General features: G+C 69.2%; 17 protein-coding genes. 4 read left to right on the plus strand and 13 right to left on the minus strand.

Features of this window, described 5'->3' with window-relative positions:
- Both AB0C84_RS03515 and AB0C84_RS03520 read left to right on the plus strand, forming a co-directional pair.
- A complete protein-coding gene (locus AB0C84_RS03515) occupies positions 1-966 on the plus strand; it encodes a 1-acyl-sn-glycerol-3-phosphate acyltransferase (protein WP_361060701.1) in 966 nt (321 codons plus the stop codon).
- A 38-nt stretch (positions 967-1,004) separates the two neighbouring features.
- Positions 1,005-1,409, plus strand: coding sequence for an RNA-binding S4 domain-containing protein (locus tag AB0C84_RS03520; RefSeq protein ID WP_258942847.1), 405 nt, complete (start codon positions 1,005-1,007; stop codon positions 1,407-1,409).
- On the opposite strand, the gene AB0C84_RS03525 is transcribed toward AB0C84_RS03520, so the two are convergent.
- The 3 genes from AB0C84_RS03525 to AB0C84_RS03535 all read right to left on the minus strand — a co-directional run bounded on the left by AB0C84_RS03525 (position 1,406) and on the right by AB0C84_RS03535 (position 4,586).
- Entirely contained in the window at positions 1,406-2,788 is a 1,383-nt protein-coding gene (locus AB0C84_RS03525) for an MFS transporter (protein ID WP_361060704.1), read from the minus strand. The genes AB0C84_RS03520 and AB0C84_RS03525 overlap by 4 nt on opposite strands.
- Positions 2,789-2,913: 125 nt before the next feature.
- The gene (locus tag AB0C84_RS03530; RefSeq protein WP_361060706.1) at positions 2,914-3,342 is read right to left on the minus strand and encodes a hypothetical protein; all 429 of its coding nucleotides are present in this window, start codon (positions 3,340-3,342) and stop codon (positions 2,914-2,916) included.
- Positions 3,343-3,491: 149 nt separating this feature from the next.
- A complete protein-coding gene (locus AB0C84_RS03535; RefSeq protein WP_361060708.1) occupies positions 3,492-4,586 on the minus strand; it encodes a phospholipase D-like domain-containing protein in 1,095 nt (364 codons plus the stop codon).
- Between the two features lie 142 nt (positions 4,587-4,728).
- Between AB0C84_RS03535 and AB0C84_RS03540 the strand changes: the two genes are divergently transcribed.
- Both AB0C84_RS03540 and AB0C84_RS03545 read left to right on the plus strand, forming a co-directional pair.
- Entirely contained in the window at positions 4,729-5,304 is a 576-nt protein-coding gene (locus AB0C84_RS03540) for a metalloregulator ArsR/SmtB family transcription factor (protein ID WP_361060710.1), read from the plus strand.
- Positions 5,305-5,308: 4 nt separating this feature from the next.
- Positions 5,309-6,559: an MFS transporter gene (locus tag AB0C84_RS03545; RefSeq protein ID WP_361060712.1), complete on the plus strand. Its 1,251-nt coding sequence runs from the start codon at positions 5,309-5,311 to the stop codon at positions 6,557-6,559.
- Between the two features lie 9 nt (positions 6,560-6,568).
- Here the strand turns inward: AB0C84_RS03545 and AB0C84_RS03550 are convergent, their stop codons facing one another.
- The 10 genes from AB0C84_RS03550 to AB0C84_RS03595 all read right to left on the minus strand — a co-directional run bounded on the left by AB0C84_RS03550 (position 6,569) and on the right by AB0C84_RS03595 (position 15,842).
- Positions 6,569-7,258 (minus strand): class I SAM-dependent methyltransferase, encoded by a 690-nt coding sequence (locus AB0C84_RS03550; protein WP_361060714.1) that lies wholly within the window; start codon positions 7,256-7,258, stop codon positions 6,569-6,571.
- 99 nt (positions 7,259-7,357) lie between these two features.
- The gene (gene dcd, locus AB0C84_RS03555; RefSeq protein WP_258942840.1) at positions 7,358-7,936 is read right to left on the minus strand and encodes a dCTP deaminase; all 579 of its coding nucleotides are present in this window, start codon (positions 7,934-7,936) and stop codon (positions 7,358-7,360) included.
- A complete protein-coding gene (locus tag AB0C84_RS03560; RefSeq protein ID WP_361060716.1) occupies positions 7,933-9,861 on the minus strand; it encodes a PEP/pyruvate-binding domain-containing protein in 1,929 nt (642 codons plus the stop codon). Before AB0C84_RS03560 ends, dcd begins: the two co-directional genes overlap by 4 nt.
- Before the next feature lie 35 nt (positions 9,862-9,896).
- Positions 9,897-10,691, minus strand: coding sequence for a hypothetical protein (locus tag AB0C84_RS03565; RefSeq protein ID WP_361060718.1), 795 nt, complete (start codon positions 10,689-10,691; stop codon positions 9,897-9,899).
- 36 nt (positions 10,692-10,727) lie between these two features.
- Positions 10,728-11,309 carry an NUDIX hydrolase gene (locus AB0C84_RS03570; protein ID WP_361060720.1) on the minus strand — a complete coding sequence of 194 codons (582 nt, stop codon included), beginning with the start codon at positions 11,307-11,309 and terminating at the stop codon, positions 10,728-10,730.
- Entirely contained in the window at positions 11,302-11,952 is a 651-nt protein-coding gene (locus tag AB0C84_RS03575) for a class I SAM-dependent methyltransferase (RefSeq protein ID WP_361060722.1), read from the minus strand. Before AB0C84_RS03575 ends, AB0C84_RS03570 begins: the two co-directional genes overlap by 8 nt.
- 3 nt (positions 11,953-11,955) lie before the next feature.
- A complete protein-coding gene (locus AB0C84_RS03580; protein ID WP_361060724.1) occupies positions 11,956-12,627 on the minus strand; it encodes a hypothetical protein in 672 nt (223 codons plus the stop codon).
- Positions 12,516-13,709, minus strand: a complete 1,194-nt coding sequence (locus tag AB0C84_RS03585; RefSeq protein ID WP_361060726.1) for an aminotransferase class V-fold PLP-dependent enzyme — start codon at positions 13,707-13,709, stop codon at positions 12,516-12,518. The genes AB0C84_RS03580 and AB0C84_RS03585 overlap by 112 nt, the downstream gene beginning before the upstream one ends.
- Positions 13,702-15,222, minus strand: coding sequence for a nucleotidyltransferase family protein (locus AB0C84_RS03590; RefSeq protein WP_361060728.1), 1,521 nt, complete (start codon positions 15,220-15,222; stop codon positions 13,702-13,704). The genes AB0C84_RS03585 and AB0C84_RS03590 overlap by 8 nt, the downstream gene beginning before the upstream one ends.
- Complete coding sequence (locus AB0C84_RS03595) at positions 15,219-15,842, minus strand: hypothetical protein (RefSeq protein ID WP_361060730.1); 624 nt, start codon at positions 15,840-15,842, stop codon at positions 15,219-15,221. The genes AB0C84_RS03590 and AB0C84_RS03595 overlap by 4 nt, the downstream gene beginning before the upstream one ends.
- Between the last annotated feature and the right edge of the window lie 259 nt (positions 15,843-16,101).

The following is a 16,101-nucleotide window of genomic DNA, read 5'->3' on the forward strand; positions in this document are numbered from 1 at the left end:
ATGCTGCCACCCCGTTTCGTGCGCCGCCTGGTGTGCACGCCACTGCTGTTCGCCCTGACCCTTCTGGTCGTGGTGCTGTTCCCGGTCGGCTACGCGGTGACGTCCCTGGCCGGACGCGAGCGCAGGCGGGCCCGGCGCCTGCTCTGGTTCACCCTCACGTGGGGGACGCGGGAGACGGCGGCCGTCCTGGAATGCGGCTGGTTGTGGCTCCGGCGCCGCACGCACGACGACCGGCACTACGACATCATCCGCCGCTACGTCGGCGCCCTCTACGCGTCCGCGCAGCGGCGCCTCGGCCTGCGCGTCAAGGTGGACGGCACCTGGGACGGCTCCGGCGGCGACCGCCCCCTGATCGTGCTCAGCCGGCACGCCGGGCCGGGCGACGCGCTGCTGATCGTCCACCATCTGCTGTCGGAGTACCGGCGCCGCCCCCGGGTGGTCATGAAGGCGCTGCTCCAGCTCGACCCCTGCATCGACATCGCCGCCAACCGGGTGCCGAACGTGTTCGTCACCCCCGGCGGCGCCGCCGGCGCCGTCGGCAGGCTCGCCGAGGGGCTCGGCCCCGGCGAGGCGCTGCTGATCTTCCCGGAGGGCGGCAACTTCTCCCCGGAGCGCCGCCGCCGCGCGATCCGCCGGCTGGCCCGGATGCGGCGCGCGGACGAGGCGACCCGCGCCGCCGCGATGCGCAACGTGATGCCGCCCCGCCCCGGCGGCGTGCTGGCCGCGCTCGACTCCGCCCCGTCCGCCGACGTGGTGTTCGTCGCGCACTGCGGGCTCGACCACATGGCCACCGCCAGGGACATCTGGCGGCGCGTCCCGCTGACCTCGCCCGTCCAGGCCCGCTGGTGGCGGGTGCCCGCCGAGGACGTCCCCCGCGACCGCGACGCCCGCGTCAGCTGGCTCTACGAGAACTGGGAGCGCGCGGACGCGTGGATCAGCGCGCAGCGGGCCCCCGCGCCGAAATGAGATTCCGGCGTGCCGTACCCGAGTGACATCATGGACGCATGGGCGATGAGGGGTCCGTGCGGGTCGATCTGTGGATCTGGTCCGTGCGGCTGCTGAAGACCCGCTCGATGGCGACGACCGCGTGCCGGGCGGGCCACGTCCGCGTGAACGACGAGCGCGCGAAGCCGTCCACCGCGGTCAAGCCGGGGGACGTCGTCCGGCTCCGCCACGACGGGCGGGAGCGGATCGTCGTCGTGCAGAAGCTCGTCCGCAAGCGGGTCGGCGCGCCCGCCGCCCAGGAGTGCCTGATCGACAAGAGCCCGCCCCCGCCGCCGCGCGAGGCGCTCATCCCGATCGGCCGCCGCGAGCGCGGCGCGGGCCGTCCGACCAAGCGCGACCGCCGCGAACTCGAACGCGTCCTGGACCGCTACCGCATCCTGAACGAGCCTCCGAAGGACGACTAGGGGGCACCGGCGTAGCGGCGTTCGGACTCCAGCGCCGACGCCACGTCCCGCGGGTAGCTGCGGCGCGCCCCGAGCAGCAGCAGGCCGTTGGCCAGCAGCGGGAGCAGCGCCAGCAGGAACACCCGGTCCAGGCCGACGCCCGCCGCGAGCCCCGCCCCGAGCACCCCCGACAGCCAGCCGAACAGTATCGGCGCCGCCGCCTCCCCGGACATGCGCACGATCGTCCGGATGGCCTCCGCGCGCCCCCACAGCCGGAAGTGGACGACGTCCAGCCGCACCGCGTCCAGCGGCGGGTTCGCGGCGGCCAGCGCGGCCGCGCCGAGCGTGAACAGCGGCAGCGCGACCAGCGCCCGGTCGGTGAGCAGGGCGGGCAGGAACAGCAGCGCCGACGCGGCGAACGCCACGGCCGGCACGCCGACCCGCGCGGTCACCGTCCCGCGGCGCAGGAGCCGGTCGGCCAGCCGCCCGCCGACCAGCACTCCGGCGAGCGCGGCCGCCCCGGCGACCGGCAGGAACGCCGACAGCCCGCCCCGCCCGACCGCGTACCGCTCCAGCACGAAGACCAGCCCGAACGTGCGCAGTCCGGCGAAGAAGAAGTAGCCGGCCGCGGACGCCAGGATGATGATCACGTTCGTGCGGATGGCGAGCACGTAGCGGGCGGCCCGCATCAGCGTCATCCGCTCGGGGTCCTCGGCCAGGACGTTGCGCGGGTCCGGCCGCACGCCCGCCCTGTCGACCTGCCGCTGCGCGAGCTCCTCCCCGCCCCGTCCGCCGGGCGAGCCCTGCGCTCCGCGCGCCGGTTCGGGCAGCATCCTCCACAGCAGCACGGCCAGCACGAGCCCCAGCGCCGCGACGAACCAGAACGAGACCCGCCAGCTCGCGAACGCGGCGATGTTGCCGCCCGCCAGCAGCCCGAACCCGACCCCGATCAGCTCCCCGGCGAGGATGCGCCCCCACGTCGCGGCCCGCTCCTCGGGCGGGAACAGGTCGCCGATCAGCGACGCCACCGTGGGCCCGGCCGTCGCCGTCACCGCGCCGAGCACCACCCGGGACGCCAGCAGCCACCCGTACGACTCCGCCAGCCCGCCGGCGACCATCGCGAGGCTCCACAGCACGACGCTCCCCGCCAGCAGCGGCACCCGCCGCACCCGGTCGGTGAGCTGCCCCACCGGCACCGTCGCGATCGCGCCGACCCCCGCCGGCACGGCCGTCAGCACTCCGACCTGCGTGTTGCCGATGTGCAGCGAGCTGCGCAGCTCGTGGACGATCGCCCCGATGACCCCGGTGTCCGCCGCGTTCAGCGCGAGGACGCAGGCCATCAGCACCACGATGCGCGCCCGGCGCCTCCCACCCAGCCGGTCCGCCAGTGCGGTGCCCACCCGCCTCCACGGCCGCGGGGCCGACGCCGGTGCCATGGCGCTCTACTGCCCGTGCGCGGCCGGGGTATGTTCGCCTCCGGCCGCGGTGACCTGGGATTTCGTGGTCCGCGTCCCGCGCCGGGGCGTCAGTCTCCGCGCGCGCCGGCCGGTGGGGCGATGAGCGCGTACATCAGCAGGATGCACAGCGCGATCGTCAGCACCGACCAGATCGGGAACGCCGCCAGGAACGCCAGATGCCCGATGGCGGCGAGGAAGGCGAACGCGACGCCGATCACCCGCGCCCACATCTTCCCGGTGAGGATCCCCACGCCGACGACGATCTGCAGGGCGCCGAGGACGAGCCAGTACCAGCCCCACGCGGTGAAGTTGAAGACCAGGATCTGGTTGGAGTTCACGACGTAGTAGCCGTCCTTGAACAGGGCCACCACCCCGTCGATGACGTTGAACGCGCCCACCACGATGGAGAGCACTCCCGCGAAGGTGAGCCATCCGGAGAGCTGGTAGTTCCGACGTGCCGAGACCGACGGGCCCCCGTGGGTCATCCTCGTCGTCATGAGACCTCCCGATCGAGCTGCAAGTTCATGTCGGGAAGTCCCCTTTTATGCGTATTGGGGAACCATGATGCCAAGGCATTTGACGTCGCCTTTAAGTAAATGTGGAGGCAGTGTGCCCCTGGGCGCCCGCCCCCGCCGCCCGAACCCGGTCACGCGGGCTCCGCCAGCTCGGCGATGATGCGCTCGATCTCCTTGAGCGCGTAGGCGGCGATGGCCCGCTGGCCGGCCTCGGCGTCCTCGCGCGTCTCCTCCAGGTCGCCCAGCACGATGATGTTCTCGTCGTTCAGCGTCGTCGCGGGCGCGGTGTAGTTGAAGCTGCCGGCGATCACCAGCCGCTCGTCCACGACCATCAGCTTGTGGTGCACCTTCCGCACCCCGGTTCCCCGCCTGTTCGCGAACAGCTCCACCCCGGCGGCCTTCAGCGGCTCGGTCGCGGCCCACGCCTGGACGCCCTGCCCGTGGTCCAGCACCCCGCGAATCCGCAGCGGGCCCGCGAGCCGGATCATGGTGTCGTCGATGCCGGACGAGCGGGCGAAGGTGAACATCGCGAAGTCCACGCTCGCGGACGCCTTGAGCATCTGCTTCATGATCTCCATCTCGGGCCCGTGCCGGGGCGCGAAGAGCGGCTTCACCCGCACCCGGCCCAGCTGGAACTCCGCCGGACGCGCCTCGACCCGCTCGTGCAGCGCCCCGAACGTCCCCGACCGCATCCGCAGGAACTCCTCCAGGTACAGGGACGCGGCGCGCCGGCCCCGCAGCACCACCACATGGTTGAGGTTGTTGCCCGCCTTGCCCGTCCCTGCCGGGTTGGTCCCGGTGTCGGTGAGCGTGAAGTTCGCCGACCCGGTCAGCACCGCCGCCGTCGACTCCCCGGCGTCCCGCACGATGAACTTCTGGTGGAAGATCGCCGGGTTCAGGTCGGTGATGAGATCCACCCCCGCGCGCAGGAGCGCCGCGTAGATGAGCCGGTTATCCTCGTTGGCCCCCGCCGCCGCCCAGGGGTCCGCGGCGGGCCGCTCCTCCCGCAGGTAGTCGCCCTCCAGAATGATCTGCACCCGCACCCCGGCCGCCCGCGCGGCGAGGACGGCGTCCGCGACCGCCCGGGAGTCGAGCTCCTGCACCGCGATCCGCAGCGTGTGCCGCGCTCCGCCGATGAACTCCCGGATCACCGCGTCCAGATCGTCGGGCCCGCCGAGCGACGTCGGACCCGCGTGCAACTCGATTCCGCCCACCCGTACCGGCATGGCGCCCCCAAATCCGCGACCGCCTCGTTGGCAGCATTCCCCGGCTCGCCCGCTCTCCACCGGCCTCGACGTGGCCACTCTCGACCACCCCATTGTGCAAGAGTCATTGCGCAATAGCTCTTGTGCATGTCACCATGGCGGCATGACCGACCCGGACGGCGTGCCCACGGTGACCGACTCCCGCGTGCTGGCCGCGATGTCGCACCCGCTCCGCCGGCGCCTCCTGGACGTCCTCAAGGTCTACGGCCCGTCCACCGCGAGCGCCCTCGCCGACCGGACCGGCCAGGCCGTGGCCAACATCAGCCACCACCTGAAGGTGCTCGCCGCCGCGGACCTGATCGTGGAGGCCCCGGAACTCGCCCGGGACCGACGCGAGCGCTGGTGGCGGCTCGCGGCACCGGAACTGCGCTGGGTCACCGGCGACTTCGACGACGACCCGTCCCGCCAGGCGGTGGCCGGTGCGGCGGTCTCCCTCGCCCTCGACCGGCAGATCGGCCTGGTCCGCGCCTGGCACGCCGTCCGGGAGCAGCGGGAGGCATGGAACGGGGCCGCCTTCTCCGTCGACAAGTGGCTCCACCTGACACCCGCCGAACTGGGCGAACTGGAGCGGGAGATCCTCGCGCTGCTCGACCGGTGGGAGCGGCGGGACGTCCCCGACGACGGGCAGGCCCGCGAGCCGGTCTTCCTGTTCGCCCACGGCGTCCCCGCCGAACCGTGACACCGTGACCGTCGTCGCCCCGGCGCGCGGCGGGCTGCGCCGGCACCGCGACTTCCGCCTGCTCTGGATCGGCCAGGCCACCGGCAGGCTGGGAAGCAGCGTCACCGGCGTGGCCCTCCCGCTGGTCGCGGTCGCCACGCTCGACGCGAGCACCCTCCAGGTGGCGCTGCTCTCGGCCGCGGCCTGGGCGCCGTGGCTGCTCGTCGGCCTTCCGGCGGGCGCCTGGGTCGACCGCCTGCCGCGCCGGCCGGTGATGCTCGCCTGCGATCTGCTGGCCCTGCTGCTCTTCCTCAGCGTCCCGGCCGCCGCCTGGCTCGACCGGCTGACCATCGCCCACCTGGCGGGCGCCGCACTCGGCGCCGGCTGCGCGAGCGTGTTCTTCCAGACGGCCTACCAGGTCTACCTGCCGTCCCTGCTGCACCCCGGCGAACTGGCCGAAGGCAACGCCAGAGTGCAGGCGACCGAGGCCGCCGCCCAGGTCGGCGGCCCCGGCCTGGCAGGACTGGTCACCCAGCTCGCGGGGGCGGTGAACGCACTCCTGCTGGACGCGGCCAGCTACCTCGTCTCGGCCGTCTGCCTGCTGGCGATCCGGACGCGCGAGCCTCGCCCCGCCCCCGCCCGGCGCGGGACGCTGCGCCAGGAGATCACCGAAGGCCTTCGCTTCGTGGCCCGCGACCCCTACCTGCGGGTGCTGACCCTGTTCTCGGCCGCCAGCAACATCTGCCTGTTCGGGTACCAGTCGATCCTGGTGGTGTTCCTCGTCCGCGAGGTCGGCGTCACCCCGGGCACGGTCGGCGCCCTCGCCGCCGCGACCAGCCTGGGCGCCGTCCTCGGCGCCGCCGCGGTCCCCGTCCCGTCCCGCCGCTTCGGCTCCGCCCGCACCCTGCTCGCCGCCGAGATCGGCGCCGCGCCGTTCGGCCTGCTGATCCCCCTCACCGGACCGGGGACGGGGCTGCTTCCGGCGTGCGCCGGAGGGTTCGTCATCGCCGCGGGCGCCGCGGCGGGCAACGTCCTCAAGGGAACCTTCCGGCAGACCTACAGCCCCCGTCCCCTGCTCGGCCGGATCACCGTGAGCATGCAACTGGTCAGCTACGGCACCATCCCTCTGGGCGCCCTGGCGGGCGGCACCCTGGGCACGGCCCTGGACGTCCGTCCCGCCATGTGGATCACCACAGGCGCGCTGGCCTTCACGGGCCTGATCCTCTTGGCAGGCCCCTTCCGCCACCACCGAGACCTCCCGGCGCACCCTGGCTGAGCGTGGGTCTCAGTCTTCCGACCCCGGTCTGCGCGCCAGCACGAGCCGCCCACGCGGACTGCCGTCCTTACGCGTGCCCAAAGCATCCAAGGGGACGGTCGTCACACGGAAACCGGCAGCTGCCAGGTCGCGCCGGAGCGCCTGCAGCGGACAGGTCCGGTAGTACATGACGAACGGGGGACGCCACACCGCGTTCCGGACCCGCATGACCAGATCGAACCCGAGCAGCGCCCAGTACAGGCGCGACGCGACGGGGGGCGGCGCTCCAACGGGAAAGGCGAAGATTCCGCCGGGCCGCAGCGCGCGATACACCCCGGCGAACACCGCGGGCCGCTCGCCGGGCAGCAGATGCCCGAGCGCCCCGAAGGTGACCGCGAGGTCGAAGGCCCCATCGAAAGGCAAGGCCCGAACATCGGCCCGCACCCACCCCGCCTCCGGGTGCGCCTGCCGCGCCTGCGCAAGCATCCCCGCGCTGAAGTCGACCCCCGTGACGCGCCCATCGCACAAAGCCCCGAGCACCCGCACGCCCGCACCCGTCCCGCAGCAGACGTCCAGCCCCTGGCCGAACGGCCCGTACGCCCGCAGCTCCTCGGCGGACGCATCGAGAACCCTGTCAGGCGTCCGAAAGGGCGTGTTATCGAACTTAGGAGCCAGCAGGTCATACCCGCGCTCAACAGAGGACAACGCCTGAACCGCCAACTCCCGAAGGGAGGGCCCCCGCTCCGAAAACACCACTCGACCCTACTCCCGGCGAGTCGCCCGGGCTCAAATCCGACGAGGGTGCAGTGCGTCTCATGCTCACAAGCGTGTCGGCGCGTAGAAGTGCCCGAACTGGCTGAGCAACTCGCTCGGATCGGGGCCTTCCTGCCCGGTTCGACGGCTGCTCTCGCGGGGGGCAGTGGGCGACACCAGCTTGCAGAGGACCAGATGACAGAGGGGAGTGCCCGCGTACAACCGTACGCTGCGCCCTCCGACCGTTGACACTTCCAGCACGAGGCGCGAGGGGCTTTCGTCGCCGAACTCGGCGTTGACGAGCTGGGAGGTGCAGTGAACCATGACGCCGAGACGAGCCACATTGGAAATGCCCGAGAGGATCCCGACCGTGTCGGCGGGCAGCCCGATACGTTCCCTGCTGCATGCGAGCACCAGCGCGTCCGGTGTCACCACCACGCTCTCCGAGCGGAAGGCCGCACCCGCACCGGCCCTGAGCGACACCGGATCCGCCGTGTCGACGATGGCGTCACCACTGATCCGACGAAACTGCGAGTGCAGGCGTAGGAGATAGCTGTTGCGTTTGACCAAACGTTCGTCGAACGGCGTGATGGTGAGAGAACCATCCGCGATGGATTTTCTGATGTCCGTGTCCGAAAGGATCAACGCGCCTCCTCATGCCGTGACGCGGTCGAAACTTTGCCCGACCCCGTGTCGACGACGACGTGCTCGTCGACCCTGAGCGCTTCATAGGCCTCGGCGTCAACGATGGCGGGAATGCCGAGCTCCCGCAGCACGATGGACAGGTGGCTGAGGTAGGAGCCGTTACGGAACACGAACGCCATCGACCGCGGGTCTCGCTGTCGCATGAACCGCTCCAGCGACAGGTAGGGAAGTCGAGCCACCACGACCACAGGGTCATCTGAACCGGTCGATTCGTCACCCGGACGGTCGTTGTGGAAATGGGCGTCCAAGGAGTCGTGCATGAGAACTTGGTCGTCCTCCACGCGTACCACTCGTCCGCGGAAGTGCCCCGGGGAGAGCACGGACAGATTGTCGGGACGAGGCTCGGCGCCTTCGGCGCTCTCCTCGACGAAGTCGATGAGGAAGAAGGTGCCCGGTTCGTCGACGCCGAACTCCACGGAGGGATTGATGTAGTGCTCGTTGGCCACTTCTACGGCCTTGGCCACACTCCTGCAGTGGGCAGCCGACAGTTCCGGTACCTGGTCGATCCGCTCCGTGCGGGCCTGACCGTCCTCGATCAGGAAGAGATGCTCCTGTACGGTCGGCTCGCACTGCAGGATCTCGCCATCGAGTGAACAGACGTACTGAGATGTGGCCACGACTCCCTTGGGCACGAAGGCGCCGAAACCCACCTCGATAAGGATCTTCTCTCCGAACCGCCGAGCCACTCCGGACAGACGCGCCTGGCGGATCTCTGTGGCGATGAGTGCGAAGCGATCATGCGCGCGGCCCACGATCTGCACCATGGCCTCCAGATCGGCGATGCGGCCGGCGGCGGCGCTGAAACGACGGACGATCGCGCCGGACAGGCGGGCCGGGTCCTGGAGCACGAAACTGATCTGAGGCACCGCCCGCAGGTCCGCGGGCGGAGGGGGATCGACCGAGTCGCCGGACGTCGAGCATCGGTCCGGGGTCGCGGCGGCGCAGATGATCCAGGCGCGTCCCACACTCAGCCCCCCGGACTCCGCGACCATCCGGAGTCGCACCTTGTCCCGCTCGGCCAGATCTCCGAGGGCCGAGCGGGTGGCCAGACCGACCTCGACGTAGCGAAGGGTGAACGAGCGCCGCGCCGTGGAGGGGAGCGAGGTGATGGCCCGCGTCTGCACCGGGATGACGAGGTCGTCGGCCGTCACGCACAGTTCGACGTCCTGGGGGGCTCCCCGATGTCGGGTGATCGCGCGCCCCATGGCTCTGAGTCTTCCCGACAGTCCCAGGACCCGGGCCTCGATCCGTGTGTCGGCCCAGTCGGGCCTGTTGACCACCTCCATGCCGTCGGCGAAGACGCGCACGGTGAACGGCTCGGTCATCCCGCCGACGAGCGAGGCCCCGGGCCCGCGGACGACCTCCAGGACGTAAGTGTCCGGATCGCCCGTCAGGGGATCAGCGGTGAACATGACGGCTGACAGGTCGGCCGCCACCAGTTCCTGAACGATCACTGAGACCCGCAGATGGTCGCCCTGCTGGCCGCCCACAGCTTCGGCATAGTAGGAGACGTTCTGGTGGTCCGCGGAACTGGCGCACCGAAGCACGGCTCCGGCCAGGCCCGTACCGGAGACCCCGAGTTCGGTCGCGAACTGCCCGGCGAAGGAGGCGTGCGCCCCGTCCTCCGCCACCGCGGAGGAGCGCACGGCGAAGGGTGGGCACAGCCCTCGCTCGGCTATCGCGGACTCGAGCAGCTTCGCCAGTCCGCTCTCGTCCTGCATGGCCAGGACGTCCGCCGGCACGACGAAGCCCCGTGGGACCGGCAGACCCAGGTCGTGCAACTCCCCGAGGCCGGCGGCCTTGCCCCCGACCCGCTGGCGGTCGTTCTCGGTGAGAGAGCTCAGCTCAGGAAATTCGGTGGTCATCTCAGACCTTTCAGAAGAGGAGGAGTGAAATCTCCTCACAATGCCAAATCTTCTAACGATGTCGCCGAGGTCCACACCGAGTGATAATGATCAACGACGAGGTTGTACAGTTTCGAACTATCCGCTTTCGTGACCCAGAACGTGGGGCGGTCCGAGGGGGCTATGGCGTGCAGGATCGGCTCCACGTGCACGAAACCCATGGTCCGGTCGGTGTCGACGAGGATGACCGAGGCGGTGGGAATGGCAGAGAAGCCGCGAATCTCGATGTTCCGGCGCTGCTTGGGTGTCAGGCTCGCGTGCCAGTGGCGTAACTGCGCGATATTCGCCCTCAGTACGTCTTCGAGGTTGGCGAAGCCGTGTACCGCGCCCAATTCGTTTACCCACGGAACCTTTTCGCCGTCAGGGTACACCGGGCTGAGCAACGCCAGCCGGAAACGGCAGTCGGCGGTGGCCTGTTCGGCGATGACCGGTAACAGGTGGTGGACGATATGACCCAGTTGCACACCGTAGATCTCGACCGTTCGATGGGAGCTCTCCAGTAGCCCGCGCAACGGCGGGAGTTGCGCCCGGTCGATGAAGACCCTGGCACGGCCAGGTGAGGCGAAATTCGTGGTGGCCAGAACCCGGCGAATCTCTGCGGTCGCCAGAGCGACGATGCCGAGAAGAAGCACCATCGTCGCCGAGACTACGACCGTGACCCAGGACTGGTCTGTCCAGAAACCCGCGACGAGCTGGAGTCCGGTCACCAGCAGGGCCAGCAGCCAGCCGATATAGGCGTCGAGACTGTTCCGTCGGCGGATGTCCGCCGCTATACGTGCGACCTTCCCCATGATCTCCGATGTCGTCTTCCGTCGAAGCCGATGTTTCTAGATGATTCCTATTATCGAAAGCGCGGCGATGGTCTTCGCGTCGACAATCTTTCCTGCGTCCACCATCGAGCGGACCCGGTTCTGTCCGACGACGACGCGTTGGATGAGTTCTCCTTCCTCCCGAGCGGGTGCCCCGAGCCGGAGATCGGTGGCAAGGTACATATGAGTCACTTCGTCGGACAGATGCGGGCTGATGCGGATCTGCCCGACCGGCTCGAGGTGCCCGGCGAGATAACCGGTTTCCTCCCGCAGTTCACGGCGCGCCGCGCTGGCCGGATCCTCGTGCTCCTCCACGCGCCCGGCCGGCACCTCGATCAGCCATGACCGGGCGGGGAAGCGGAACTGCCGGATGAGGACCAGGTCGTCGCGGTCGAGTGCGACGACGAGTGCGATGCGGGGGAAGTGCACCACGTGCGCCACCATGTGCTTTGTGGCGCTGAGGCGCACATCCTGGGTGTCGATGCGGAGCCAGTCACCGAAACCGGTGCTGTGTATGGTCTCTATTTCCGGAGGATCGCTCCCACGGGCGGTCGCGAGGATGCCGCCGTCACGAGCGTCGAACCCTCGACGGTCACGCATGCGACTCCCCATCCCTGCGCTGAGCGACCAACTGGACGAATGCGTTGTGCGGGTCCTTCCTGGTGCGCCCGCTCTGCCGCAGGAGGTGCGGAGCGAAGTGCCGATGTGTCGCGTCCGACAGCGACTCGGTGGAGAAGTAGCGTTTGCGATCCCCGGACGAGAGTTCGTAGTAATCGGCGTCCAGCCTGGTCCCTTCGCCGAACTCAGGATCGTCCACCGAGTTGACCATGGCGCACAGGAGGCCCTGCGGGCGCAGGATCCGATGGAACTCGCGGACGATCGCGAGCGTGATCTCCCTGTCGAAGTAGTGCAGGCTGAGATGGGCGTACACCACGTCGAAGGAACCGTCCTCGAAGGGGTGGGGAAACTCGGCCAAGGAGGCGGCGACGCGTTTTATCGGGTTGCTGGGTACCGGATCCTGGACATGCCCGAGAGCAAATTCCGAGAAATCCAGTGCCGTCACTTTGAAGCCTTTGGCCGCAAAGAAGGCGCTATCCTGCCCCTGCCCGCAGCCCGCATCGAGCAAATCGGCTCGCGATGGCAGCCGGTCGATCACCTCCTGAGCGAAATAGTTGGGTTGGTCTATCCAGTGGCTCTTGCGATAGGAACGGTGCTTCTCGTTCCAGAATTCTTGCGGAAGCATGATTCAGGCGCCTCCCCCGTGGCTGTCCTGTGCTGACGTAGCGGACGCACGCAACTGTTCGATGACGTGTGCTGTCCCCTTTGGCACCAGGTCGCGCCAGTCGGTGTCGAGCGACATCCTTCGGCGCACCTGGGTAGCGGTTATCCTGCTCGGGTTCCCTTCGATCGTCTCGGTCCTGAGGCCGCGAGCGGCGAAACGCGCACATTTTTCGTGGTCCCACGGCTCGTTCAAGGTCACCAGATAGATCGCGCGTCTCGGCAGGTAGTCGTTCCATGAACTCGGGTCCGAGACGTCGAATGGGACGATGCGGACCAGATGTCCGTCATATGCCGGGCATTCCGCGGCCGACTCGGCGATCATCTCGGCACGGTCGAAATAGGTGAACGGGTTCGTGTCAGCGCGGTGACGGTGCTCGGAAGTCGCCTCCCGTACCAATCCGCCCAGGATTGGATTGGTGATACCGACAACGACCCGCCGGCTTCGCTCCATGGACAGGTTCAGGTACTCCAAGTGCCCTAGGTGAAATGGTTGGAAGCGGCCGTGGATCACGACCCACTCCGCGCTCACGCCGTCCTCGCCCGAATACTGGGAGGGGTTCCGTACGCTGACATGTGATCGCATAGTGCTGCTATGCCCTCCTCGGTGCTGAACGCGTGGACGCTGATTCGCAGCCATTCGCGGTCGGCCGCGACGGCGAATCCGCGGGAAGCGAGGTCGGCCTTGATCCGGCGGTGGTCCGCCACCCGGGGCGAGGCCAGCCGGGTGATCCCCGTCAGGCCGCCCGGCGGTCGTCGCAGGCTTCGATAGCCGGCCTGTCCCGCCAGCGACGCCAAAGACTCCGCTCTGGCACGGCACTCTCCCGCCATCTGGGCGGGACCTGCCTCCTGATAGGCGCGCAGCGAGGCGGACAGGCCCGACAGGGCCCGCAGGTCGGGAAGGTTCCCCTCGAAGACGGCCGCCCCGCTCCGGCACCGCAGACCGGGGCGCCAGCTGCCGTCGTGACGGACGCCGGCCAGGGCGTTCCGCCTGGAGAAGACGACGGGACGAACGGTGTGCCTCACCCGCGACCGCATGAGCACGAAACCGGTGCCCAGCGGACCCAGCAACGCCTTGCGGGCGCTGGCCAGGAACACATCGGCCCCGAGCGCGTCGAAGCGCACGGGTACGCGTCCTGCGGACTGGGCTCCATCGATGATCACGAGCGCTCCGGACCGGTGCCGGGTGAGTGCGGTGAGCTCTTCGACCGGTTGCAGGACGCCGTCGAGGTGGGTGAGGTGGCTGCAGGCCACGACCGCGGTGGTCGAATCGATCAGCCGCACGGCGTGGTCGAGGTCGAGAACGCCGGAACCGGTGCAGGCGATCGTGCGCAGATCGATATCCGGCCGTATTCCGGTCAGCCAGCACCAGGGCGCGACCAGGGCGGGATGGTCCGCGGCGCTCACGACGACGCTGCTTCCCGGAGGGAGAACCAGGGCTCGGGCGAGGACCGATGAAGCCTCGGCGACGCTTCGCACGAGGGCGACGTCCACGTCCGGTTCCGCACCGAAGACCGTTCTGATCCGATCGCGCAGAGCCGAGAGGGCGTCGGTGCTCGCCGTCAGGAAGTCGGGCGGGCAGTGATGGCTCGCAGCCGCGTCGGCGAACTCGCTCATCGCCGCAAGGCAGGCCGAGGAGTTCGGTGCGGTCGAGGCCCAATCGAAGAACCGGTCGGTGTCGATGGCAGGACGGAAGGACGGCCCGCCGGCCCGCTCACACATCCGCTCTTGTCCCCGCGGAGGTGGTCGTGTCGCCGTCCGAGGCGCGTTCGGCCGCGACTCTCTTGGCCAGGGCCACGCGCTCTTTCGCCACCACTTGGTCCCAGGAGCAGAGGAAGACGTCCTTGCCGATCGTCATGAGCTGACCACCGAGATCGGCGGGCCCGATGGTGACGCCCTTGGTGGCGGTCGGACGCAGGGAGCCGAGCATCCTCGATCCGGCGTCCCCTCCCCTGGGGGGAGAGGGCGGGATATCTGCCAGAGCGGCGTGACCGGTATGGATGGCTGTGGGGCACGCGTCCGGACACAGACGCCAGTGCTCCAGGTCTGCCCGAGCCATCAGTTGCAGCAGGACCCGCTCGACCAGTGAACGACTGCCGACCCGGACCGCCAGGCGTCGGTTGTAGAAGACGGCGCATTGCACCGCGCGTCTCAGCGCGTCCAGGAGTCCGCGGCGGGACCGGAGCGCGCCCCTGAACGCGTGGCCGGCGTTGACCGCCGCACGCCGTTGCCAGTTGCGGTCGTGTGCCCGCCACAGGGATGGGCGGCGAGGACCGCCGATGCGCCGGAGTTCGGCGGCGAACTCGGCGATGCGCTCGTTCCGGTACCGGGCGAGGAGACCCGCCAGAACTCTGGCTTGGGGGCGGAGCGCGTGCCGGTGGAGTTCTTCGGAGAGCAGGTCGAAATCGATGTCGGAGCGAGTCAGTGCGATGGAGGCCGCGTCGTTGATGTCCTTTACCGCTACGTAACCGTCAGAAAGAGCATGGGCGAACATCACGAGAAGGGAGCCTGTGGGATTCAGTGCCTGGTAACTCAAATCCGGGCCGGCCGGCTCGTAGAAATTCGTTAGCGGGGGTTTGATGTACTCACCGAAACCGGCGGAATAGGTCCCGAAGTGGATGTCGACACGGGAGTAGAGGTCGCCCAGTCGGCGTACGAGAAAGATCTGGCCGTACTCGGCCCTGCCTCGCTCGGGCTCTGCCTTGAACCATGGGCACTCGTTCTCGTCGAAGCCGTATCCCCGCTCGCGCAGGATCTCCAGAAGTGCGCAGGCCGCGTCCCAGTGGGGCACGTAGAGGTCCAGGTCGCGGCTCCAGCGTGGGGCCGGGTCAACGTAGAAGCGAGCGTTGTTGAATCCTTTGATCACGGCGAGACCGGTGCCGGCGATCTCGGGCCGACCCGCGATCCATCGCAGTTCCTCCCGCAGCAGGTCGAGATGCGTACGACACTCGGCGACCTCCTTGCCGAACCAGCGCATCGCTTCAGAAGCGATTCCGCGATGGTCTCGCGGTCCGTTCTGCGCTAGGAGGACGGTGTTGTGCTGGAACTGGGGGAACGCCTTGTGGGTGCGGAGTATCCCCCGTACTTCCTCCTGGCGATCCCCTAGGATCGACAGGCCGCGTGCCATCGATTCCATCTGCGCGCTCGCGGCGATCACGGTGCAGTGGGTCTCCAGCAACCAGGCTTCGAAGTGCCGCCGTGCCGTCGGTGTGGAGCTTCTCCTCTCGCGGCTCATACCAGCTGCTCCGGCATGCGGGCCGAGGTCGGGGCGCACTGTTGCACCACGCCGGTCGCCGAACGCAGGACCGACCGGAGGTCGCGGTCGGCGTCGACCCGGTAGAGCGCGGGGTGGCCGGCGAGTTCCTCTTCCAAACGGTCGCGCAGGCGGCCCTGGAAGCGGATGAAACCCCTCATGTCCGTCGTGCCCATGCACTCGTACGAAGTCAGGCTGTCGCGCTTGCGTAAGTAGGCGACACGAGGGTCCACCTCGAGCAGGATGACGGCGTCCGGCACCGGCAGTGCGCCGCACAGGTCCGCGAGAATGGGATGCGATGTGCCCAGAATGTGCTCCTTGGCCATCACCTTGTACCAGTAGGAGTCGAGGAGCACGTCCACGCCCAGTTCCAACTGCGGCCGGACAAGGTGCTCGTACTGCGCGACGATGTGCCCGCCTATGAACATCGCCCGTGGCAGGCTTGACATGCTGTTTTTGATCAACGTCGGCTCGTCCGGGGCCATCACCGCGGGCAGCTCGTGGTGTCGAAGATCCCGCCAGCCCGCCGTGGTGAGGGAGGCGATCGCGATCAGTGAAAGGAGACTGCTCTTGCCGCTTCCGTCGATACCGGTCAGAACCATGAAACGACCTCTGTCGCCGGGTGCCACCATGACCCCTTCTTTCCAAGCCCGCCACCGCTCGCACCGGTCGGTGGCACGCCAAGGATCGTCCATTCGGGCGGCTTTCGAGAGGGGTTGCGTGTTGCGTAGTGTGAGAGGAAACTCGCGAACGCCGCTGCTGGAGCTCACGCAGGCTGCTCGCCGGGAGGTGGCCCCCATGGTGCGCTGGCGGATGACCTCGCGCGCTCGCCCCGGCGCGGCCCGGCCGGGGAACGGGGAT

The sequence above is a fragment of the Actinomadura sp. NPDC048955 genome (assembly GCF_040649435.1).
Taxonomy (GTDB): domain Bacteria; phylum Actinomycetota; class Actinomycetes; order Streptosporangiales; family Streptosporangiaceae; genus Spirillospora; species Spirillospora luteofluorescens.